The organism is Janthinobacterium sp. LM6 (assembly GCF_002002885.1).
Taxonomy (GTDB): Bacteria; Pseudomonadota; Gammaproteobacteria; order Burkholderiales; family Burkholderiaceae_D; genus Janthinobacterium; species Janthinobacterium kumbetense.
In genome coordinates this window covers 5,840,147-5,862,767 of record NZ_CP019510.1, presented here as the reverse complement: position 1 = coordinate 5,862,767, position 22,621 = coordinate 5,840,147, and the positions used below count along the sequence as shown (strand labels likewise).

Genomic DNA, 22,621 nt, shown 5'->3' with positions numbered 1-22,621 from the left:
GAAGAAAACAGCGCATGAACGACTCCGTATTTACCCATAGTCAAGAGCAATTGCAGCAACTGGCCCGTGATGTGTTGTCTTTTGCGCGGGAAGCGGGCGGCACTGACGCAGCCGTCGAAGTCAGCGAAGGCGGCGGCTTGTCCGTTTCTGTACGAAAAGGCAAGATCGAGACGATCGAGCAAAACAAGGACAAGGGCATGGGCGTGACCGTGTTTGTCGGCAAGAAGCGCGGCAATGCCAGCACCTCCGATTTCTCGCCGTCCGCCCTGCGCGCCACGGTGGATGCGGCCTACAACATCGCCCGCTTCACGGCCGAGGACGATTGCGCGGGCCTGGCCGACACGGACATGCTGGAAATGTCCCCCCGCGACTTGCAATTGTTCTATCCCTGGCGCATTTCCACCGAGGAAGCCGTCGCGCTGGCCCAGCGGGCCGAAGCGGCCGCGTTTGCCGTCGACCCGCGCATCACGAACAGCGAGGGCGCCAGCGTGCACGTGCAGCAATCGCACTTTGTTTCCGCCAATTCGCGCGGCTTCATCGGCGGCTACCCGTTCTCGCGCCACACCCTGTCCGTGGCGCCCATCGCCGGCAAAGGGGCGAAGATGCAGCGCGACGACTGGTATTCGTCCGTGCGCGACGCCTCCAAAATGTCGAGCCCGGAAGCCATCGGCCGCTATGCCGCCGAGCGCGCCCTGTCGCGCCTGAATGCGCGCAAGCTGGGCACGCGCACTTGTCCCGTGCTGTTCGAGGCGCCGCTGGCGGCCGGTTTGCTGGGTACCTATGTGCAAGCGACCTCGGGCGGCGCCCTGTACCGCAAATCCACTTTCCTGAACGATTCCCTGGGCACGCAGGTGCTGCCGTCGCATGTGCAGATCTTCGAAGACCCGCACGTGATCGGCGGCGTCGGCTCCGCGCCGTTCGACGAGGAAGGCGTGAAAACCGTCAGCCGCGACGTCGTCAAGGATGGCGTGGTGCAAGGCTATTTCCTGTCGACCTATACGGCCCGCAAGCTGGGCATGCAGACGACGGGCAATGCGGGCGGCTCGCACAATCTGTACCTGACCTCGAACCTGACGGCCGCCAGCGACGATTTTAGTGCCATGCTGAAAAAGCTGGGCACGGGCTTGCTGGTGACGGAGCTGATGGGACAAGGAACCAATTACGTGACGGGCGACTATTCGCGCGGCGCCTCCGGTTTCTGGGTGGAAAATGGCGTGATCCAGTACCCGGTGGAAGAAATCACCATCGCCGGCAACATGAAGGACATGCTGCGTAACATCGTTGCCGTGGGCGCCGACGAACTGCGCCGCGGCACCAAACAGACGGGTTCCATCCTCATCGAGAGCATGGTGGTGGCGGGCGGCTGAGCGCCTGCATGGCAAGCGGGGCAACGCCGGGCGGGCGCGCCACGCTTTACTGCTGGACTTGATAGCCATCCGTCAGGGTGGCCAGGAACTTCACCATATCCTCGATCTCGCCCGCCGTCAGCGCCGGCGCCATGCCGCGCTTGCGGTCGAACGGCGCTTCCTTGACGTTCACGTTGGCGCGGTATCTGGCGGGTATGTCATTGAATTTCTGCACTTTTCCTCGCTTATCGCGCGGATACCATTCTTGCGGATGCGTATCGCGCCGCACATAAAAACGCAGGGCATCCGTCAGGTTGTCGAACACGCCGTTATGAAAAAACACCTGGCGCGTGGCTACATTGCGCAGGCTGGGTACCTTGAAGGCGCCGCATAGCTCGCCTTTCGCCGCCAGATCCGTACGGTCGGGACCGCACAAGCCCAGGTCGAAATAGGCCGGGTCGGCCGTGGCGGGAATGCGCATATTGCGCGGCACCCCCAGATTGTCGAAACTGAAGTCCGTAAACAAGGGCGGCGCGCCATGTTCGCCCCGCACGCTGGGGTGGCAAGCGGCGCAATTGCCCTTGCGTTCATCGTTGAACAGGGCCAGGCCCCGCAATTCGGCCAGTTCCAGCGGAACCTTGTTGGCCAGGTAGAGGTCATATTTGGAATCGTAGCGGTGAAAATCCGGCTCTTCCTGCTGGAATTGTTGCAAGGCAAAGGTGATACGGCGGAATGCCTGTTGTGGTTGTGCAAAGATGGCGTCGCCAAAGACGCGCCGGAATGCGTCTGCATAGTTGCCGTTGCGCAACCGTTCCACCACTGCATCCGTGCTGGCATTGGCCATTTCGTGCGCTGCCAGGAACGGTCGTTCCGCCTGTTCCGCCAGGCTGGCGGCGCGGCCATCGCGGTTGATGCCGCCGTTGGGTGCGCCTTCTTCATCAAAGCGGAAGGGCGGATTGTGTTCCAGGTAGCGCAGCGATGGCGTGGCGCGGTAGCCGTGCGCCTGGCCATCGGCGCCGCCCAGTTGCACGGCCAGCTTGTTGCCGGGCGCGTAGGCGTGGGCCGGATCATGGCAACTGGCGCACGACTGCCTGCCCGAGGCGGACAGGCTGGCATCGTGGAAGATGTGCCGCCCCAGCTGCGCGGCAGGACTGAGTTCGGCCGCCGTGCCTGGCATGGCGTGCAAGCCAAGAAACAAGAATATGCACACGTGTGCAAATCGGATCGGTGAAAATCGCGCCTCAGCGCGTGGCTGGTCTTTGATGGTCATATGCGGGATGGTTGTCGGCAAGGGAGAGACAGGCAATGCTGCGCCCAGTATAGGCAGCAATGGCTGGCGTGGCAACGATTAGCGATGCTGCGCTGCGCAAGACGGGGAGCGGAAAACAGCCGGCGGCAGCGTAACCGCCGGCCAAGCCCGTCACGTCATGCGTGGCGGGCCAGTTTCATGTGCGGCTCAGGCGCGCAAGGTGGACAGGATAGGCTGCAGCACGGCCGCGCCCAGGGCGGCGCTGCGGGCGCCGCTCCAGCCCGTTTGCGGGTCGGGATCGTTGGCGTTGTCCTTAAACGGCAATTCCAGGGTCAGCGACAGGCAGCCGAAGGCGTGGGTGATGTGGGGCGAACCCATGGTCAGTACTTCCGGCGTGAACGGGCCGTCTTCGTAGCCGTGCTCATCCTGGAAGTCGGGGCTGGCCACCTTGAAGTCGGCGATGAAGCGGTCTTGCTCGGCTTTTTGTGCCGGCGTGAAATTTTCCAGCGCATCGCTGCCGGCCACGAAGACGTAAGGCAAGCCTTCGTCGCCATGCACGTCGAGGAACAGGTCGCAGCCGATTTCATGCATTTTCTGTTTCACCAGGAACACTTCCGGGCTGCGCTCCATCGTCGGCGTCATCCATTCGCGGTTCAGGTTGGCGCCGGCCGCATTGGTGCGCAGGTTGCCATGCACGGAACCGTCCGGGTTCATGTTCGGCACCACGTAGAAGACGGCGTCTTGCAGGCACTGGCGGGCAAATGGATTGGCCTGGTCCAGCAAGGCTTCGAGCATGCCTTCGACAAACCATTCGGCCATCGTCTCGCCCGGATGTTGGCGCGCGATGACCCAGACTTTTTTCTCGGCATCGGCGTCGCCGACCACGAGCAGATTCATGTCGCGGCCTTCCACGGTGCTGCCCAGGTCGATCAAGCGCACCAGCGGCGACGCTTGCGCGCTGTCGATCAGGGCCAGGTGACGGTCCCATGGGTACGGTTCGAAGTAGGCGTAGTACACGCTTTCTTCTTCCGGCGTGTGTTCGATGGTCATCACCGTGCCGTCAAAGCTGGTCGGAACGCGGAACCAGGTTTCGCGGTCGTAGCTGGCCACGGCCTGGTAATCTTTCCAGCCGTCCGGGTAGGCTGACTTGCCTGCGTTCATGAAGCGGATCGTGCACGCCTCGCCTTGCGCGCCTTGCAGGCGGAAGTAAAACCATTGCGTGATGTCGGCGTGGGAATCCTTGCGGATGTTCAGCTCGATGGATTGGGCATCGTCGGCGCGCAGCACCTCGATCGCGCCGGCGTCGAATTGCTGGCTGATTTTAATGGTCATGTGTGTTCCTGATAAAAACGTATGGGTTTTGCATCGTGTGCAATGGCGCGATGATACCTGTTTTGCGGTGGACTTTGTGCTGGCGCAAACGATGACGGACGCGCTTTGCTAACGTGATAGCTCCAACACGGGGAGACCATCATGGATGACAACGGCAAACACATACGCGAGCTGGAAAAGAAAATCAGCGCCCTCAGCGATGCCCTGGCGCACCTGGGCAAGGGCACGACCTTGCAGGAATTGCTGCGCATCATACGTTTCCCCGGCTATACGACGCCGGCCGAATTCACCTTCAACGTCGCCATTCTCGACACCATGCTGGTACAGGCCAATGCGCTGGAAAAGCTGGGGCAGGATTTATTGGCAGGGGCGAAACAGGTGGTAGCAAAACAGTGAGCGCAGGCACTGACTTATTCCGGAATGCCTGAAAAACGGCCAGGGCCAGGCTCTGTAATGCCGCCATGGATGTTTTATCAGGTGTTCAGGCCGCCAAAACGTTCGTAGAACCATGGTTCCACATCGGGCGCCTGCGCATCTTCGTGCCGCAAGGTGGCCAGGATATGTTCTTCGGCCGCCGCGTACGTGATGCGGTACAGGTCGCGCGCCAGCGCATACGCCTGCGTGCCGGGCCACGGTTCGGGCAACAGTTCGACGGGCAGTTGCGGGTCGTGCAACTGCACGCGGCGGTAGGCGTGCGTCAGCAGCGAGCGGATGACGAAGGCTTGCTCGGCATCGAACTCGGGCGCCTCTTGCAGCAGGGTCAGCAGCGGCTGGAAGCTGGCGATGAATTTTTCGTAACCGGCCATCACTTCCGACAAGTCCCAGCAGTCGCCCACCATGTCGCGCAGGGGGCGCGTGCTGACACCTGGCAATTCCGTGGTGTGGCAGACGTACAGTTTGCCTTGCACCTCGTTGCGCACGAGGATATCTTCCAGCGCTTCCGTATTGCTGGCCGGATGGCCAAAGATGCCGGGAGAGATCAAACCATAGCCCGCCCACAATAATTCCTTGCGCAGCGCCCCCCGCTCGGCGGCGCCGATGCTGCCGGCCGGCCCGATCACCAGGGTCCAGCTGCCATCCCAGTGCACGACCAGCGGCGCATAGATGCGACGATAGGCGCGTTCGAAGCGGGCCAGCGCCTCCGGGCGTATCGTGTAGGCGCTGCGGCGGCCGTCGCGCTGCGAGCTGAGCCAGCCTTCCTGCGCCAGGCGGAACACGCTGGTGCGCAATAAACGGTCATTGACGCCGAACGGCGCCAGCAGTTCGATCAGGCTGCCCAGCCAGATGGCACCGCCGCGCGGCACGATGGCGTCGCCAAAGATGGTCATTACCAGGGACTTCGAGCGCGGTGGGTCGCTTTCCAGGAAATCGGCTATCCATGCCGTGCAGCGGGTGTTCTTCATGTGGTTCCGGTCTGGCCGTGTTGCGGTCGGTTCAATAAAAGCAGCAGTTTACTTGGCTGCGCGGGTAGCGCGTCAATAATTTGCCGGAAGCGCTGGTGGCGCTCCGCAGTGTTTTCTCATAAGCAATATCATACGCACAAAAAAGCTGCACAAGATACGAATTTTTAAAATGATTCATATCAAGTGTATGCAAATCGTTTTTTGTATCGTATTATCTGTTCATCGCACCGCGTTGCTGCGCAAAATCAAAGACATGGGAGACAGATCATGTACGCACAAATGGTTGAAACCGGCCTTAAGAACGTCCGTTCCCTCGACGACATGGGCCAGGAAGAGCGCGCTTTCCAGGCGCGCATCGACGAAGGCATCAAGATCGAGGCCAAGGACTGGATGCCGGACGCTTACCGCAAGACCCTGATCCGCCAGATTTCGCAGCACGCGCACTCGGAAATCGTCGGCCAATTGCCTGAAGGTAACTGGGTCACGCGCGCGCCCACTCTGAAACGCAAGTCCATCCTGCTGGCCAAGATTCAGGATGAAGCGGGCCACGGCCTGTACCTGTATAGCGCCGCGGAAACCCTGGGTGTGTCGCGCGACGACTTGCTGGCCGCCTTGCACTCGGGCAAAGCCAAGTATTCCAGCATCTTTAACTATCCCACCCTGTCGTGGGCGGACATGGGCGCCATCGGCTGGCTGGTCGACGGCTCTGCCATCATCAACCAGATTCCCCTGTGCCGCTGCTCGTACGGTCCGTATGCGCGCGCCATGATCCGCGTCTGCAAGGAAGAATCGTTCCATGCGCGCCAGGGCTACGACATCATGATGTCGCTGTGCAAGGGTACGCCGGCGCAGAAAGCCATGGCGCAGGATGCGCTGAACCGCTGGTGGTGGCCGTCGCTGATGATGTTCGGCCCGTCCGACGCCGCTTCCGTCAACAGCGCCCAATCGGCGCAATGGCGCATCAAGCTGTTCTCGAACGATGAATTGCGCCAGCGCATGGTCGACCAGACCGTGCCGCAAATCGAATACCTGGGCCTGACCGTGCCCGATCCCGACCTGAAGTTCAATGCGGAAACGGGTCACTATGAATTCGGCGAGATCGACTGGTCCGAGTTCAACAATGTCCTGAAGGGTAATGGCCCCTGCAACCGCGAACGCCTGCAAACGCGCGTGAAAGCGTATGAAGACGGCGAATGGTTCCGCGATGCCTTGGTCGCCTACGCCGACAAGCAAGCCGCTAGCAAAGCGGCAGCCTGAAAACATCTATAAAAGGGGATAGCAACATGAGCAAAGAATGGCCTTTGTGGGAAGTTTTCATCCGCAGCCAGCACGGCCTGGCGCACAAGCATGTGGGCAGCCTGCACGCTTCCGACGCCACCATGGCGGTCAACCATGCACGCGACGTCTACACGCGCCGCAATGAAGGTGTGAGCATCTGGGTGGTGCGCGCGGCCGATATCGTCGCCAGCAGCCCTGGCGACAAGGGCGCCCTGTTCGAGCCGTCGAACAGCAAGGTGTACCGCCATCCCACCTTCTTCCCGATGCCGGAAGAAGTCAAGAATCTGTGATGGGAGCGCCTGCAATGGATGACAAGGTCACTCAACAAAAGTTCGATTACTTGCTGCGCCTGGGCGACAACGCCCTGATCCTCAGCCAGCAGTTGTCGCAGCTGTGCGGCAAGGGGCCGGCGCTGGAAGAAGACATGGCGCTGACCAACGTGGCGCTGGACTTGCTGGGCCAGACGCGCTTGTGGTTCAGCTACGCGGCCGAACTGGAAAACGCGGGCCGCGACGAGGACGACATCGCCTTCCTGCGCGATGCCCACGATTTCAAGAATTGCCTGCTGGTTGAGCAGCCGAACGGCAATTACGCCGACACGATGATGCGCCAGTTCTTCTTCGACAGCTGGCATTACTTCCAGCTGCTGGAACTGACGAAATCGACGGATGCGCGCATCGTCGAAGTGGCGCAAAAGTCGATCAAGGAAGTGACGTATCACCTGCGCCGCAGCGGCGATCTCGTCGTGCGCCTCGGCGACGGCACGGAAGAAAGCCACGCGAAAACGCAGGCCGCCGCCGACAAGCTGTGGATGTACACGGGCGAGATGTTCAAGTACGACGCCGTCGACCAGGCCATGGTCGCCGCCGGCATCGCACCGCCATCGGACGTGTTGCGCCAGGCCTTCCTGGAACACGTGGCCGAGATCTTCGCCGAAGCGACGCTGGTCATGCCGGCGCCCGACGCCTGGATGCAAAAGGGCGGCAAGCAGGGCACGCACACGGAACACCTGGGTTTTATTCTGGCCGAGATGCAGTTCCTGCAGCGCGCCTATCCTGGGGCGGAGTGGTAATGAACGCCGCCGCTGGTGCCGCAGCGCTGGACGCCGCCCAGGTCTGGGCCTGGCTGGGCGACGTGCCGGACCCGGAAATCCCCGTCATTTCAGTGGTGGACCTGGGCATCGTGCGCGCCGTCGAAGTCACGGATGGCGATGCGTGCATCGTGACGATCACGCCCACCTATTCGGGTTGCCCTGCCATGCAGGTGATCGCCGACGCCGTCACGGATGCCTTGCGCAGCCATGGCGTGGCCAGGGTGACGCTGGTGAACCAGCTGGCGCCCGCGTGGACGACGGACTGGATGAGCGAGACGGGCAAGGCCAAGCTGAAAGGCTATGGCATCGCGCCGCCGCAGCAGCAGGTGATCGACATCAGCGGCTTGAAAGGTGGAGTCAAGCGCCAGGCCATGCCCAAGCTGGACGTGATCTGCCCGAACTGCGGTTCGACGCATACGCAGCTGACCAGCCAGTTCGGCTCCACGCCGTGCAAGGCCCTGTACAAATGCCTGGCTTGCCGCGAACCGTTTGACTACTTCAAGTGCCACTAAAAAAATCAGGCACACGTTCCGAAGAAACTGGAGATGAAGCATGAGTAAATTTTATCCGCTGTGCGTGGCCAACGTGCGCAACGAAACGCGCGACACCATCGCCGTCACGTTCGACGTGCCAGCCGAGCTGCAGCAGCAGTTCCGTTTCCAGCAGGGCCAGCACCTGACCTTGCGCGCCCATATTAATGCGGAAGACGTGCGCCGCTCGTATTCCATCTGCTCGGCGGTGCAGGACGGCACCCTGCGCGTGGCCATCAAGCGCACGCCGGGCGGCGCCTTTTCCACCTGGGCGAACGATACCCTGAAAGCCGGCGCCACCATCGAGGTGATGCCGCCGATGGGCCACTTCAACGTGCCGCTCGACTGCGTCAACCGCAAGCACTACCTGGCATTCGCGGCCGGCAGCGGCATCACGCCCATCCTTTCCATCATCAAGACGACCCTGCTGACGGAACCCTTGAGTCGCTTCACCCTTTTCTACGGTAACCGCGCCTCGTCGTCCGTCATCTTCAAGGAAGAATTGACGGACTTGAAGGATGTGTACCTGGAGCGTTTGAACCTGGTCTACGTGATGAGCCGCGAACAGCAGGACATCGAACTGTTCAACGGCCGCATCACGCAGGAAAAATGCGAGCAGTTCCTGCAGCACTGGATCAAGGTCGAAGACTACGACAACGCGTTTATTTGCGGCCCGGAAGACATGATGCTCGGCGTGTCCGCTGCCCTGCAGGCGGCCGGCATGCCCAAGCAGAACATCAAGATCGAGCTGTTCGCCGCCAGCATCCCGAAAAACGCCCACAAGCCGCGCGCTCAGCTGGCCGCGGGCGTGGTGCAGGAAACGGAAGTGACCGTCATCATGGATGGCAACCACACCACCTTCACGATGGACAAGGACAAGGAATCCATCCTCGACGCGGGCCTGCGCCAAGGCATCGACATGCGCTACTCGTGCAAAGGCGGCGTATGTTCGACCTGCCGCTGCAAGATCCTCGACGGCAAAGTCGAAATGGATGTCAACTACGCGCTGGAAGACTACGAAGTGGCGCGCGGCTTTGTCCTCAGCTGCCAGAGTTTTCCGGTTACTGACAAAGTCGTGGTGGACTTTGACCAAGCCGAATAACCCAACTGCCACTGCCGGGGTCAGACCCGACGGGTCTGACCCCAGATTTCCGCTGTGGGTTGATAACTAAAATAGCGAGACGCCATGACCTATCAAAACATCCTCTTCACCATCGAGCAGGGTATCGCGACGCTCACCCTGAACCGTCCCGACAAGCTCAATAGTTTTACGCAAGCCATGCACGAGGAAGTGCGCGACGCCATCGCGAAAGTCAATACCGACAGTACCGTGCGCGTCTTCGTGCTGACGGGCGCCGGCCGCGGCTTTTGCGCGGGCCAGGATCTGTCCGACCGCGCCGTGGAACCTGGCTCGAAGGGCGTGGACCTGGGCGAGTCGGTGGAAAAGAACTATGCGCCGCTGGTGCTGGCCCTGAAAGCGCTGCCGATGCCCGTGATCTGCGCCGTCAACGGCGTGGCCGCCGGCGCGGGCGCCAACCTGGCGCTGGCCTGCGACATCGTCATCGCCGGCAAGTCGGCCAGTTTCGTCGAAGTATTCTGCAAGCTGGGCCTGATCCCGGACACGGGCGGCACCTTCTTCCTGCCACGCCTGATCGGTTCCGCGCGCGCCATGGGGCTGGCCATGCTCGGCGAAAAACTGACGGCGGAAAAAGCGGAAGACTGGGGCCTGATCTGGAAATGCGTGGACGATGCCGAACTGGCGCAGGAAACGCGCAAGCTGGCCGTGCACTTTTCCACAGCCCCCACCAAGGGCCTGGCCTATACCAAACAGGCGCTGGCCGCTAGCGGCGCGAATACCCTGCCGCAGCAGCTTGCGCTGGAAGCGCGCATGATGAGCGATCTCGGTAACAGCGACGATTACCGCGAAGGCGTGGCCGCCTTCATGGAAAAGCGCACACCGCAATTCAAGGGACATTGATATGGCAGCTTTGGACAATAGCAGTATCGTCGCCGTCATCGGCAGCGGCGCCATGGGCGCCGGCATCGCGCAGGTGGCCGCGGCCGCCGGCTACCGCGTGAAACTGTACGACACGCGCTTTGACGCCGTCAGCAAGGCGCTGGCCGACATCGCAAAAATGTATGCGAAGCTGGCTGAAAAGGGCCGCATGACGGCCGACGAAGCCACTGCCGCCACGGCGCGCCTGCAGGCGGCCGGCAGCCTGGCCGACGTGGCAGATGCCGCGCTGGTGGTGGAAGCCATCGTGGAAAACCTCGACGTCAAGCGGGGCCTGTTCGCCGAACTGGAAGCCTTGGTCAGCGACGCCTGCATCCTGGCGACGAATACCTCGTCGATCTCCGTCACGGCGATTGCCGCCAAGCTGCGCCGTCCGGAACGCCTGGTCGGCATGCACTTCTTTAACCCTGTGCCCCTGATGGCGCTGGTCGAAGTGATCAGCGGGCTGGCCACCAGCGAACAAGTGGCCACCACCGTCTACGACACGTCTATCGCCTGGGGCAAGAACCCCGTGCATGCGAAATCGACGCCCGGCTTCATCGTCAACCGAGTCGCCCGTCCGTTTTATGCGGAAGGCTGGCGTTTGCTCAATGAACAGGCAGGCGACGCCGCCACCATCGATGCCGTTCTGCGCGAATCGGGCGGTTTCCGCATGGGGCCATTCGAGCTGATGGATCTGATCGGCCATGACGTCAATTTTTCCGTCACGCAGTCCGTGTTCGGCGCCTATTTCAACGACCCGCGTTTCACGCCGTCCGTGCTGCAACAGGAAATGGTCAACGCCGGTTTCCTGGGCCGCAAATCGGGCCGCGGTTTTTACCAGTACGGCGAAGGCGCACCTGCCCCCGTGGCGCAGGCGGAAGGCGCGCAACCGAAGCCGGAATTCGTTGCCCTGTCGGCCGCCATCGGCGGCGATGGCCGTGGCCACAGCGGCATCATTCGCAGTCTGGTGCAGCGCCTGGAGCAGGCCGGCATCACCGTCAGCCGCCGCGTGACGCAGGAAGGCCAGACACACGACGAAGCGCCGGCCCTGCATTGCAACGGCGCCGCGATTTATCTCACCGATGGCCGCAGCGCCACCCAGCGCGCGCACGACAACCAGCATCCTGACACGGTGCTGTTCGACCTGGCGCTCGATTACGCCGGTACCAAGCGCATCGCCGTGGCCCGTGCGGATCAGTGCAGCGACGCCGCCTATGCGGCCGTCGCCGGCCTGTTCCAGGCGGCCGGTTTCATCGTCACGCGCCTGGACGACGTGCCTGGCATGGCCGTCATGCGCACGGTCGCCATGCTGGCCAACGAGGCGGCCGATGCCGTCAACCAGGGCGTATGCACGGTGGCCGCCGTCGATATCGCCATGCAGAAGGGCGTCAACTATCCGCGCGGACCGCTGGCCTGGGCCGATGCCGTCGGCGTCCAGCACATCGTCGCTGTGCTGCATCACCTGGCGCAAGGCTATGGTGAAGACCGCTACCGGGTCTCGCCGCTGCTGCGTCGCAAACTCGCCAATGGAGCCACGTTTCATGCCGAATGAAGATCACAACCTGACCGCGCAAGCCCTGGCCGAAGCGGCCGCCGCCTCCATGCTGTCGCGCGATAACGCCACCGCCGCCATGGGCATCGCCCTGGCCGACGTGGGCCCCGGCCATGCGCGCATGACGATGACGGTACGCGCCGACATGCTCAATGGCCACCAGACCTGCCACGGCGGCTTTATCTTCGCCCTGGCTGACAGCGCCTTCGCGTTTGCCTGCAACAGCTACAACATGAACACCGTGGGCGCCGGCTGCACCATCGATTACCTGGCGCCGGGCCGCGAAGGCGACGTGCTGACGGCGCACGCCGTCGAACAGGCGCTGGCCGGCAAGAGCGGCGTCTACGACGTCAAGGTCAGCAACCAGGACGGACGCGCCATCGCGCTCTTCCGTGGCAAGTCGATTCGCGTGGCGGGTGAAGTCATCAGCAATTGAAGTTACAAGAGCAGGCTTGAACTGCCGGAACGAATTACATAGTTATAGAACCGAATCAGGAGACAGAGATGGTCCAACGTACACCTTCCCCGAATGACCTCGAGCCGATCGAGCGCGCCAGCAAGGATGAACTGCAGGCGCTGCAGCTTGAACGCATGAAATGGACGCTCAAGCACGCGTATGACAACGTGCCCCATTACCGCGCCGCTTTTGACGAAGCGGGCGTGCATCCGGACGACCTGAAATCGCTGTCCGATCTGGCCAAATTCCCGTTCACCGATAAAAAGGTCTTGCGCGACAATTACCCGTTTGGCCTGTTCGCCGTGCCGCGCGAGCAAGTGGTGCGCATCCACGCGTCCAGCGGTACCACGGGCAAGGCCACGGTGGTCGGCTACACGCAGAACGATATCGATACCTGGGCCAACGTGGTGGCGCGCTCGATCCGTGCCGGCGGCGGCCGTGCAGGCGACATGGTGCATATCTCCTACGGCTACGGCCTGTTCACGGGCGGCCTGGGCGCGCACTACGGCGCCGAGCGCCTCGGTTGCACGGTCATTCCCATGTCCGGCGGGCAGACGGAAAAACAGGTGCAGCTGATCCAGGATTTCAAGCCATCGATCATCATGGTCACGCCATCGTACATGCTCAACATCATCGAGGAATTCACGCGCCAGGGTCTGGACCCGGCCGAGTCGTCGCTGAAGGTGGGCATTTTCGGCGCCGAGCCGTGGACGGACGCCATGCGCTCGGAAATCGAGGCGCGCGCCGGCATCGACGCCGTCGACATCTACGGCCTGTCCGAAGTGATGGGCCCTGGCGTGGCGTCCGAATGCATCGAGAGCAAGGACGGTCCCGTCATCTGGGAAGACCATTTTTACCCGGAGATCATCGATCCGGAAACGGGCGAAGTGCTGCCGGACGGCGCAGAGGGCGAGCTGGTGTTTACCTCGCTGTCGAAGGAAGCGCTCCCCATTATCCGCTACCGCACGCGCGACCTGACCCGCTTGCTGCCGCCCACGTCGCGTTCGATGCGCCGCATCGGCAAGATCACGGGCCGCTCGGACGACATGCTGATCATCCGCGGCGTGAACGTCTTCCCCACGCAGATCGAAGAGCTGATCCTGAAAATGCCGAAGCTGGCGCCGCAATACCAGCTGGTGGTCACGCGCGACGGCCACCTCGACAAGCTGGAAGTGGTGGCCGAGCTGCGTATCGACCTCACTGCCACCATCTCGGCCAGCGAAACGGACGCCCTGGCGCGCGAGCTGGAACACCGCATCAAGACGCACGTGGGTGTGAGCACGCGTGTACGCCTGGTGGCCGCTGCCGGCATCGAACGTACCCTGACGGGCAAGGCCCGCCGCGTGGTCGACCAGCGCCCGAAGATATTCTCCTGATAGCACGAACAAGGAACCAAACATGAATGACGCTTTTATCTGTGACGCCGTACGCACGCCCTTTGGCCGCTATGGCGGTGCGCTGTCCAGCGTGCGCGCCGACGACCTGGGCGCGCTGCCGATCGCCGCGCTGATCGCCCGCAACCCGTCCGTTGACTGGTCCGCCATTGACGACGTGTTCTACGGCTGCGCCAACCAGGCCGGCGAAGACAACCGCAACGTGGGCCGCATGGCCGCGCTGCTGGCTGGCTTGCCGGCGGCAGTGCCCGCCAATACTATCAATCGCCTGTGCGGCTCCAGCCTGGACGCCGTCGGCATGGCCGCCCGCTCCATCAAGGCGGGCGAGGCGGAACTGATCATCGCCGGCGGCGTGGAAAGCATGACGCGCGCGCCTTTCGTGATGGGCAAGGCCGACAGCGCCTTCTCGCGCGCGGCGAAGATCGAAGACACGACCCTGGGCTGGCGTTTTGTGAACGGCAAGATGAAAGCGCAGTACGGCATCGACACCATGCCGGAAACGGCGGAAAACGTGGCCGTGGAATTTGGCATCAGCCGCGCCGACCAGGATGGTCTGGCTCTGCGCAGCCAGCAGCGCTGGGCCGCTGCCCACGCGGCCGGCGTGTTCGAGCGCGAAATCGTGCCTGTCGCCGTGCCGCAAAAGAAGGGTGATCCGAAGATGGTCACCAGCGACGAACATCCGCGCCCCGACACCTCGCTGGAAATGCTGGCGAAACTCAAGGGCGTCGTGAAAGCGGACGGCAGCGTCACGGCCGGCAATGCCTCTGGCTTGAACGACGGCGCCTGCGCCATCCTGCTGGCGTCTGCCGCCGCCGTCGACAAGTACAAATTGAAGGCCCGCGCAAAAGTGCTGGGCATGGCCACGGCAGGCCTGGCGCCGCGCATCATGGGTTTCGGACCTTCGCCGGCGTCGCGCAAGGTGCTGGCGCAAACGGGTCTGACCATCGAGCAGATGGATGTGATCGAGCTCAATGAAGCGTTTGCCGCGCAGGCGCTGGCCGTCACGCGCGACCTGGGCCTGGCGGATGATGCGGCTCACGTGAATCCGAATGGCGGCGCGATCGCCATCGGCCACCCGCTGGGCGCATCGGGCGCGCGCCTGGTGATGGCGGCCCTGAATCAGCTGGAACGCACGGGCGGGCGCTATGCGCTGTGCACCATGTGCATCGGCGTGGGGCAGGGGATTGCCGTAGTAATTGAACGCGTATAAAAAAGTAAAAACAAAAGGCGCAGGCTTGTAAAAAAGCGCCAACCATACATTGACCGTAGTGCCAACCTGGTGGAGACCACAATGATTGCCAATATCTTCAAGAAAACCCTGATCGCCGGCGTGCTGGCCATGTCCGCCGCGGGCGCGTATGCGGCCGATAACATCAAGATCGGCTCCGTGCTGTCCGTCACGGGGCCGGCCGCCTTCCTGGGCGATCCGGAACTGAAAACCCTGCAGCTGTACATCGAGAAGATCAATGCGGCCGGCGGCGTGCTGGGACGCAAGCTGGAGCTGGTGCACTACGATGACGGTAGCGACGCGGCCAAGGCCAACGGTTTTACCAAGCGCCTGATCGAGTCGGACAAGGTCGACGTGCTGATCGGCGGCACCACCACCGGCGCGACGATGGCGATGGCGCCGCTGGTGGATCGCGCCAGCATGCCGTTCATTTCGCTGGCGGGCGCCGTGGTCATCATCGATCCCGTGAAAAAATGGGTGTTCAAGACGCCGCACACGGACCGCATGGCGGCCGAGAAGGTGTTCGAGGACATGAAGAAGCGCGGCATCAGCAAGGTGGGCCTGCTGTCGGAAACGAGCGGTTTCGGCGCCTCGGGCCGCAAGGAATCGCAAATCGTCGCGTCCAAATATGGCATCACCCTGGTGGCCGATGAAACCTACGGTCCGAAAGACACGGACATCACGGCGCAGCTCACGCGCATCAAGAACACCGTCGGCGTGCAAGCCGTCTTCGTCTTCGGCCTGGGCCAGGGCCCGGCCGTCGTGACCAAGAACTATGGCCAGCTGGGCATGGCCGCGCTGCCGCTGTACCAGTCGCACGGCGTGGCGTCGGACGAATACCTGAAATTGTCGGGCAAGGCCGCCGAAGGCGTGCGCCTGCCGACGCCGGCGCTGTTAATCGGCGCCATGCTGCCCGATAGTGACGCGCAAAAGGCCGTCGTCGTCGGTTACGACAAGACGTACAAGGACCGCTACAAGATCGACCCGTCGACCTTTGGCGGCTATGCGCTCGACGCCCTGAATCTGTCGGTGGACGCCATCAAGCGCGCCGGCGGCACGGACCGCGAAAAAGTGCGCACGGCGCTGGAGCAGACCAAGGGCTTTGTGGGCACCACCGGTGTCTTCAACATGTCGGTCAAGGACCACATGGGCCTGGACCTGTCGGCTTTCCGCATGGTCGAAGTGAAGAACGGCGAATGGCAATTGTCTAAATAAGTTCGAGAAGGTAAGCCAGAAGTACCCGCGTGGGCCGCCCTCGAAGGCGGTTCGCGCGTAGCCGAACATAATGGAGACACCATGGAAGTCGCTCAATTTCTACAATTTCTGTATTCCGGGATGACGGTCGGTTCCGCCTACGCGCTGGCGGCGCTGGGCTTTACCATCATCTACAACACCAGCGGCGTGATCAATTTCGCCCAGGGCGAATTCATCATGCTGGGCGGGATGCTGGCCGCCGTGATGTCGGCCGCTGGCGTGCCGCTGCCGCTGGCCATCATCCTGGCCGTCATCGCCACGGGCCTGGTGGGCCTGCTGATGGAAAAAACCGTGATCGAACCGGCGCAAAATGCGCAGGTCATCACCCTCTTGATCATCACCATCGGCGCCTCGCTGGTGTTGCGCGGCCTGGTGCAAATCTGGCTGGGCAAGGATACGCACTCGCTGCCAGCCTTTTCCGGAGATGCGCCGATCGAATTCCTGGGCGCCAGCCTGCTGCCGCAAAGCCTGTGGGTACTCGGCGTGACGGTCGTCATCGTGCTGGTGCTGGGCTGGTTCTTTGGCCGCACCCTGATGGGCAAGGCCATGCTGGCCACCTCGCACAACAAGCTGGCCGCGCAACTGGTGGGCATCAACACGCGCAAGGTGCTGCTGTTCTCGTTCGGCCTGTCGGCCCTGCTGGGCGCGGCGGGCGGCATCCTCGTCGCCCCGATCACCTACACGTCCTACGACGCGGGCATCATGCTGGGCCTGAAAGGCTTTGTCGCCGCCGTCCTCGGCGGCCTCGGTGGCGGCGCGGGCGCGATTGCCGGTGGCCTGATCCTCGGTATCGCCGAAGCCATGACGGCCGGCTATATCTCCTCGGCCTACAAGGACGCGGTACCGTTCGTGCTGATTCTGTTGATCCTGTTCTTCCTGCCGCAAGGCTTGTTTGGCGCTAAAAATTCGGAGCGTGTATGACCAACTTTTTCACACGCTCGCGCCACGGCGGCTTGCTGGTGCTGGCCCTCGTGCTGGCCATCCTGCCGCTGTTCCTGAGCAACGCGTTCTATTATGACGTGGCGATCCGCATCGCCCTGAACGCCATCGTCGTCATCGGCCTGAACCTCCTGATGGGCTACACGGGCCAGATCAGCCTGGGCCACGCGGGTTTCTATGGCCTGGGCGCGTATGCGTCGGCCGTGCTGACCACGCACTACAACTGGCCGCCGTTGGCCGCGCTGGCGGCGGGCGCCATCGCCACGGGTCTGCTGGCGCTGCTGCTGGCGCGTCCCGTGCTGAAACTCAAGGGCCACACCCTGGCCATGGCCACCCTGGGCCTGGGCATCATCATTTCCATCGTCATCAACAACGAGACGCAGTGGACGGGCGGCCCGGACGGCATCGGCGTGTCCGCCTTCACCTTGGGCGGCCTGGAAATCGCCGGTGAAAAATCGTGGTACCTGGTGTGCGCCGTGCTGCTGTTGCTGGTGACGTGGCTGGCCCTGAACCTGATCGATTCGCCCGTCGGCCGCGCGCTGCAGGCGATTCACGGTTCGGAAGTGGCGGCCCGCGTGGTCGGCGTCGATACCACCCGCTTCAAGGTGCGCGTGTTCGTGCTGTCGGCCATCATCGCCAGCATCGCGGGCAGCATCAGCGCTCACTACATCGGCTTCATCACGCCCAACCTGGCCGGCTTTTTCCACTCGATCGAGCTGGTGACGATGGTCGTGGTGGGCGGCATGGCGTCGATCTTCGGTTCCATCATCGGCGCGGCCCTGCTGACGATCCTGCCGCAATTGCTGTCCAGTTTTGAAGGCTGGGAAACGGTGGTCTTCGGCGTGATCCTGATGGCCACCATGATCTTCATGCCGAAAGGCCTGGTACCGAGCCTGGCCAGCCGTTCGCGCAAGCGGGCCGCCACACCCAAGGCGCCCGTCAAATCCGCGCAGGAGGTGTGACATGCTGACGATTAACAATCTGAGCAAGAGCTTTGGCGGCGTGCACGCGGTGCAGGACGTGAGCTTTACCGTCAAGGAAGGCAATATCCATTCCGTGATCGGGCCGAATGGCGCCGGCAAGACGACGCTGTTCAACCTGATCACGGGCGTCTACACGCCGACCAAGGGCGAGATTTTGCTCAATGGCGAGAACGTGGCCGCCATGCCGCCCGATGCGTTGGCGCGGCGCGGCATGAGCCGCACCTTCCAGAATCTGCAAGTGTGCATGAACATGACGGCAATCGACAACGTGATGGTGGGGGCGCATTTGCGCCTGAACCAGAACCTGTTCGGCTCCATGCTGCGTTTGCCGTCCGTGCGCCGCGCCGATGCGGCTTGCCGCGACGAGGCGGCGGGCCTGATGGAGTTTGTCGGCGTGGGCCGGCATATCGATGACGAGGCGGGACAGATGTCGTATGGCGCATTAAAACGCCTGGAAATCGCGCGCGCGCTGGCGGCCAAGCCGAAGGTGCTGCTGCTCGATGAGCCGGCGGCGGGCCTGAACCACACGGAAACGGGCGAGATCGAAGCCCTGATCCGCAAGGTGGCGCAATCGGGCGTGACGGTGGTGCTGGTCGAGCATGACATGAAACTGGTGATGAATTTGTCGGACCATATCCTGGTGCTCGACTATGGCAAGAAGCTGGCCGAGGGAACCGCCGCCGAAGTGCGCGCGAACCCCGACGTGGTGGCCGCGTATCTGGGAGTGGCGGCATGATGAAGATGGAAAAACCTCAAACTCCGCTGGTGCTCGATATCGCCGGCCTGACCAGCCATTACGGCCGCATCCAGGCCTTGCACGGCATCGACCTGCAGGTACGCCAGGGCCAGCTCGTGGCGCTGGTGGGCGCGAATGGCGCCGGCAAGACGACCCTGTTGCGGGCCATCTCCGGCGTGCAGCCGATCAGCGCCGGCAGCATCGCCTTCGCCGGCCAGGACGTGAGCCGCATGAGCGCCGACAGGCGCGTGCGCAGCGGCATTTGCCAGGTGCCGGAGGGGCGGCAAGTGTTCGGCCCCATGACGGTGGAAGACAATCTGCGCCTGGGCGCCTTCACGCGCCCTCCGCAGGACGTGGCCGGCGACATGGAGCGCATGTACGGCCTGTTCCCGATCCTGAAGGAAAAGCGCTTGCTGCTGGCCGGAACTTTATCGGGTGGGCAGCAGCAGATGCTGGCCATGGCGCGCGCTCTGATGGGCCGCCCGCAACTGCTGCTGCTCGACGAACCGAGCATGGGCCTGGCGCCCTTGCTGATCGCGGAAATCTTCCGCATCGTGGCCGAACTGCGTGACCAGGGCATCACCATCTTCCTCGTCGAACAGAACGCGCACGCCGCCCTGTCGATCGCCGACGTGGGCTATGTGATCGAGACTGGCGCCATCACCCTGTCCGGTCCCGGTCCCGAATTGCTGCATAACGAGCAGGTACAAAGCGCGTACTTGGGTATGTAACCCGAAGGGCAAATACTGGGGTCTGGGTATGTGAAGACAGCAGCGGAGGGCCGGGGTCAGACCCGCCGGGTCTGACCCCAGTTTTCCGCTGCGTCTAGTAATAGCGTGCATGGCGCGCAGATGAATAGGAGTGTGTATGGTCAAAGTCTACGAAATCAACGGCGTTACCCCCGTCGTCCACCCCAGCGCCTATGTGCACCCGTCGGCCGTGCTGATCGGCGATGTGATCGTCGGCCCGCGCTGCTATATCGGTCCGCTGGCCTCGATCCGCGGCGACTTCGGCCGATTGATCCTGGAAGAGGGCGCGAATCTGCAGGATACCTGCGTCATGCACGGCTTCCCCGGCTGCGACACGGTGGTCGAAGTCGACGGCCATATCGGCCACGGCGCCGTGCTGCACGGCTGCCGCATCGGCCGCAATGCGCTCGTCGGCATGAACGCCGTGGTGATGGATAACGCCATCATCGGCGAGGAATCCATCGTCGCGGCCATGAGTTTTGTGAAGGCGGGCATGATCGTCGCGCCGCGCAGCATGGTGGTAGGCACGCCCGCCAAGATTATCCGCGCGCTGACCGACGATGAAATCAAATGGAAAAGCTCGGGCACGGGCCAGTACCACGAACTGGCCGTGCGCTCGATGCAGACGATGCGCGAGGTGGAAGCCCTGACGGAAGTCGAGGCAAACCGCCAGCGCCTGAATTTCGAATCGGCCTTGCCGCTGCATTTGCACAAGAACGCTGCGGCGCAATAACCTTTAACCCTTTAAATGCAGGGGTCAGACCCGACGGGTCTGACCCCTAACGGAGAATCGAATGGCTAATATATCCACCCTGCAAAGCCTGATCGCCGGCCGCTGGCTGGGCGAAAGCGCCGCCGTGCCACTGCACAGCGCCTTGAACAACCGCGTCATCTATCACACGCATGCGGAAAAGATCGACTTCGACGAAGCCGTCACGTATGCGCGCAAGACGGGTGTGCCTGGCCTGATGGCGCTGGACTTCCAGCAGCGCGCCGCGCGCCTGAAGGCATTGGCCCTGTACCTGGTCGAGCGCAAGGAAGAGCTGTACGCGATCTCGCACCTGTCGGGCGCCACGCGCGCCGACAGCTGGGTCGACATCGAAGGCGGCACGGGCACCCTGTTCGCCTACGCCAGCATGGGCAGCAACGAGCTGCCGTCGTCGAACGTGCTGCACGAAGGCCCGGCCATCGCGCTCGGTAAAAAAGGCGGTTTCGCCGGCACGCATATCCTGGTGCCGCGCGGCGGCCTGGCCGTGCATATCAACGCCTTCAATTTCCCCATCTGGGGCTTGCTGGAAAAATTCGCGCCCAGCTTCCTGGCGGCCATGCCCTGCATCGCCAAGCCGGCCACGGCGACGAGTTACCTGACGCAGGCCGTCGTGCGCATGATGCACGAATCGGGCTTGCTGCCGGCCGGCAGCCTGCAATTGGTGATTGGTTCCACGGGCGACTTGCTGGATCGCTTGAATGGCCAGGATTTCGTCACGTTTACGGGATCGGCGGCCACGGCCGCCAAGCTGCGCACCAATCCGAACCTGATCGCCCAGTCCGTGCCCTTCAACGGCGAAGCCGATTCGCTCAACTGCGCCATCCTGGCGCCGGATGTCACGCCCGACGACGTGGAATTCGACCTGTTCGTGAAGGAAGTCGTGCGCGAAATGACGGGCAAGTCTGGCCAGAAGTGCACGGCCATCCGTCGCATCATCGTGCCGCAACACTTGATGGACGCCGTCGGCACGCGCTTGCGCGAACGCCTGGCCAAGGTGGTGGTGGGTGACCCGTCCATCGAAGGCGTGCGCATGGGCGCGCTGGCGTCGAAGGAACAGCAGAACGACGTGGCCGAACGGGTCGCCACCCTGTCGCAGGGTAATGAAGTGGTGTTCGGCGCGGCCGACGGTTTTAGTCCTTTGGGCGATGGCGCCCTTGACGGCAGCTTCTTCTCGCCGACTTTGCTGCTGTGCCGCGACGCCTTCGGCAACGACGCCGTGCATGACGTGGAAGCATTCGGCCCCGTCAGCACCATGATGGGCTACAACGATATCGACGAAGCGCTGGCCCTGGCCGCGCGCGGCAAGGGCAGCCTGGTGAGTACCCTGGTGACGCGCGATCCGAAGATCGCCGCGCGCGTGGTGCCGCAAGTGGCGGCCACGCATGGCCGCGTGCACGTGCTCGAGCGCGTGGCCTCCGTCGATTCGACGGGCCATGGCTCACCGCTGCCGCAACTGAAGCACGGCGGCCCTGGCCGCGCGGGCGGCGGCGAAGAACTGGGCGGCGTGCGCGCCGTGCGCCATTACCTGCAACGGGCGGCTGTGCAAGGCTCGCCGACCATGCTGGCGGCGATCACGGGCGAATACGTGCGCGGTGCGGATGTCAACGAAAGTCCGATCCACCCGTTCCGCAAGCACTTCGAGGACCTGAAGACGGGCGATTCGCTGCTCACGCACCGCCGCACGGTCAGCGAAGCGGACATCGTCGCCTTCGGCGGCATCTCGGGCGACTTCTTCTACATGCACTTTGACGAAATCGCGGCCAAGGAATCGCAGTTCGGCAAGCGCATCGCCCACGGCTACTTCGTGCTGTCGGCCGCTGCCGGCCTGTTCGTCTCGCCCGGCGTCGGCCCCGTGCTGGCCAATTATGGCCTGGACAACCTGCGTTTCGTCGCCCCCGTCGCCATCGGCGACACCATCCGCGCGCGCCTGACGTGCAAGCGCAAGGTCGACCGCAACCGCAAGGACGTGTTTGGCGTGGGACAGGGCGTGGTCGCGTGGGACGTGCAGGTGACGAACCAGAACGAGGAACTCGTGGCCAGCTACGATATTCTGACCCTGGTGTCGAAGCGCGAGTAAGTCCGAGAGTAAGCGTCTCTGGCAGGACTGGTTTGAACGGCGCCGCCCGCGGTCTTCGCGCGGGCGGCGCTTTTTTTATCCGGATTCTTTTCGTCTTGAATTATCCATAAGTGTATGAAAAATATAGCCTAAGTGTGGTTTTGCACGGCGTGCTATTTAGATAAACCCCTCTAGAACGCGTGCTTTTTTCATGGAAATGGGCGAATTCGCTTATTGCCTTAAGAAAACTTTCCAACGTAAAACCTTTTCTCTGTAG

The 22,621-nt window shown here is 62.8% G+C and carries 22 protein-coding genes; 19 read left to right on the top strand and 3 right to left on the bottom strand.

Translation table 11 applies throughout. The features are described 5' to 3' along the window. Positions 1-14 precede the first annotated feature (14 nt). Entirely contained in the window at positions 15-1,367 is a 1,353-nt protein-coding gene (gene pmbA / locus BZG29_RS25735) for a metalloprotease PmbA (protein ID WP_077408598.1), read from the top strand. Positions 1,368-1,413: 46 nt separating this feature from the next. On the opposite strand, the gene BZG29_RS25730 is transcribed toward pmbA, so the two are convergent. Beyond that, positions 1,414-2,523: a cytochrome c peroxidase gene (locus tag BZG29_RS25730; RefSeq protein WP_253192703.1), complete on the bottom strand. Its 1,110-nt coding sequence runs from the start codon at positions 2,521-2,523 to the stop codon at positions 1,414-1,416. A 279-nt stretch (positions 2,524-2,802) separates the two neighbouring features. Continuing rightward, positions 2,803-3,927 (bottom strand): M14-type cytosolic carboxypeptidase, encoded by a 1,125-nt coding sequence (locus BZG29_RS25725; RefSeq protein WP_034746346.1) that lies wholly within the window; start codon positions 3,925-3,927, stop codon positions 2,803-2,805. Between the two features lie 141 nt (positions 3,928-4,068). Here BZG29_RS25725 and BZG29_RS25720 point away from each other — a divergent pair, with 141 nt between their 5' ends. Continuing rightward, complete coding sequence (locus BZG29_RS25720) at positions 4,069-4,323, top strand: hypothetical protein (protein ID WP_077408596.1); 255 nt, start codon at positions 4,069-4,071, stop codon at positions 4,321-4,323. Between the two features lie 77 nt (positions 4,324-4,400). On the opposite strand, the gene paaX is transcribed toward BZG29_RS25720, so the two are convergent. Beyond that, positions 4,401-5,330 (bottom strand): phenylacetic acid degradation operon negative regulatory protein PaaX, encoded by a 930-nt coding sequence (gene paaX, locus BZG29_RS25715; protein ID WP_077408595.1) that lies wholly within the window; start codon positions 5,328-5,330, stop codon positions 4,401-4,403. Positions 5,331-5,597: 267 nt separating this feature from the next. Here paaX and paaA point away from each other — a divergent pair, with 267 nt between their 5' ends. The 17 genes from paaA to paaZ all read left to right on the top strand — a co-directional run bounded on the left by paaA (position 5,598) and on the right by paaZ (position 22,365). Beyond that, on the top strand, positions 5,598-6,587 hold the full coding sequence (paaA, locus tag BZG29_RS25710; RefSeq protein ID WP_077408594.1) for a 1,2-phenylacetyl-CoA epoxidase subunit PaaA: 990 nt from the start codon (positions 5,598-5,600) through the stop codon (positions 6,585-6,587). A 26-nt stretch (positions 6,588-6,613) separates the two neighbouring features. Then, the gene (gene paaB / locus BZG29_RS25705) at positions 6,614-6,898 is read left to right on the top strand and encodes a 1,2-phenylacetyl-CoA epoxidase subunit PaaB (protein WP_034746356.1); all 285 of its coding nucleotides are present in this window, start codon (positions 6,614-6,616) and stop codon (positions 6,896-6,898) included. Positions 6,899-6,912: 14 nt separating this feature from the next. Further along, the gene (gene paaC, locus BZG29_RS25700) at positions 6,913-7,680 is read left to right on the top strand and encodes a 1,2-phenylacetyl-CoA epoxidase subunit PaaC (RefSeq protein ID WP_077408593.1); all 768 of its coding nucleotides are present in this window, start codon (positions 6,913-6,915) and stop codon (positions 7,678-7,680) included. Further along, positions 7,680-8,213 carry a 1,2-phenylacetyl-CoA epoxidase subunit PaaD gene (gene paaD / locus BZG29_RS25695; RefSeq protein ID WP_077408592.1) on the top strand — a complete coding sequence of 178 codons (534 nt, stop codon included), beginning with the start codon at positions 7,680-7,682 and terminating at the stop codon, positions 8,211-8,213. Before paaC ends, paaD begins: the two co-directional genes overlap by 1 nt. A 40-nt stretch (positions 8,214-8,253) precedes the next feature. Beyond that, on the top strand, positions 8,254-9,333 hold the full coding sequence (paaE, locus tag BZG29_RS25690) for a 1,2-phenylacetyl-CoA epoxidase subunit PaaE (RefSeq protein ID WP_077408591.1): 1,080 nt from the start codon (positions 8,254-8,256) through the stop codon (positions 9,331-9,333). 84 nt (positions 9,334-9,417) lie between these two features. Beyond that, positions 9,418-10,209 carry a 2-(1,2-epoxy-1,2-dihydrophenyl)acetyl-CoA isomerase PaaG gene (gene paaG / locus BZG29_RS25685; protein ID WP_077408590.1) on the top strand — a complete coding sequence of 264 codons (792 nt, stop codon included), beginning with the start codon at positions 9,418-9,420 and terminating at the stop codon, positions 10,207-10,209. 1 nt (position 10,210) lies between these two features. Continuing rightward, a complete protein-coding gene (gene paaH / locus BZG29_RS25680) occupies positions 10,211-11,779 on the top strand; it encodes a 3-hydroxyacyl-CoA dehydrogenase PaaH (protein ID WP_077408589.1) in 1,569 nt (522 codons plus the stop codon). Then, entirely contained in the window at positions 11,769-12,215 is a 447-nt protein-coding gene (gene paaI / locus BZG29_RS25675; protein WP_077408588.1) for a hydroxyphenylacetyl-CoA thioesterase PaaI, read from the top strand. The genes paaH and paaI overlap by 11 nt, the downstream gene beginning before the upstream one ends. A gap of 68 nt (positions 12,216-12,283) precedes the next feature. Beyond that, on the top strand, positions 12,284-13,612 hold the full coding sequence (gene paaK / locus BZG29_RS25670) for a phenylacetate--CoA ligase PaaK (RefSeq protein ID WP_077408587.1): 1,329 nt from the start codon (positions 12,284-12,286) through the stop codon (positions 13,610-13,612). Between the two features lie 22 nt (positions 13,613-13,634). After that, the gene (gene pcaF, locus BZG29_RS25665) at positions 13,635-14,840 is read left to right on the top strand and encodes a 3-oxoadipyl-CoA thiolase (protein WP_077408586.1); all 1,206 of its coding nucleotides are present in this window, start codon (positions 13,635-13,637) and stop codon (positions 14,838-14,840) included. 81 nt (positions 14,841-14,921) lie between these two features. Further along, on the top strand, positions 14,922-16,073 hold the full coding sequence (locus BZG29_RS25660; protein ID WP_077408585.1) for an ABC transporter substrate-binding protein: 1,152 nt from the start codon (positions 14,922-14,924) through the stop codon (positions 16,071-16,073). Positions 16,074-16,154: 81 nt separating this feature from the next. After that, the gene (locus BZG29_RS25655) at positions 16,155-17,033 is read left to right on the top strand and encodes a branched-chain amino acid ABC transporter permease (RefSeq protein ID WP_046684305.1); all 879 of its coding nucleotides are present in this window, start codon (positions 16,155-16,157) and stop codon (positions 17,031-17,033) included. Beyond that, positions 17,030-18,013, top strand: coding sequence for a branched-chain amino acid ABC transporter permease (locus BZG29_RS25650; protein ID WP_077408584.1), 984 nt, complete (start codon positions 17,030-17,032; stop codon positions 18,011-18,013). Before BZG29_RS25655 ends, BZG29_RS25650 begins: the two co-directional genes overlap by 4 nt. Position 18,014: 1 nt before the next feature. After that, entirely contained in the window at positions 18,015-18,770 is a 756-nt protein-coding gene (locus tag BZG29_RS25645) for an ABC transporter ATP-binding protein (protein WP_077408583.1), read from the top strand. After that, entirely contained in the window at positions 18,770-19,501 is a 732-nt protein-coding gene (locus tag BZG29_RS25640) for an ABC transporter ATP-binding protein (RefSeq protein ID WP_077408582.1), read from the top strand. Before BZG29_RS25645 ends, BZG29_RS25640 begins: the two co-directional genes overlap by 1 nt. A gap of 136 nt (positions 19,502-19,637) precedes the next feature. Continuing rightward, the gene (gene paaY / locus BZG29_RS25635) at positions 19,638-20,252 is read left to right on the top strand and encodes a phenylacetic acid degradation protein PaaY (RefSeq protein ID WP_077408581.1); all 615 of its coding nucleotides are present in this window, start codon (positions 19,638-19,640) and stop codon (positions 20,250-20,252) included. A 61-nt stretch (positions 20,253-20,313) separates the two neighbouring features. After that, positions 20,314-22,365: a phenylacetic acid degradation bifunctional protein PaaZ gene (gene paaZ, locus BZG29_RS25630; protein WP_077408580.1), complete on the top strand. Its 2,052-nt coding sequence runs from the start codon at positions 20,314-20,316 to the stop codon at positions 22,363-22,365. Positions 22,366-22,621: the final 256 nt, after the last annotated feature.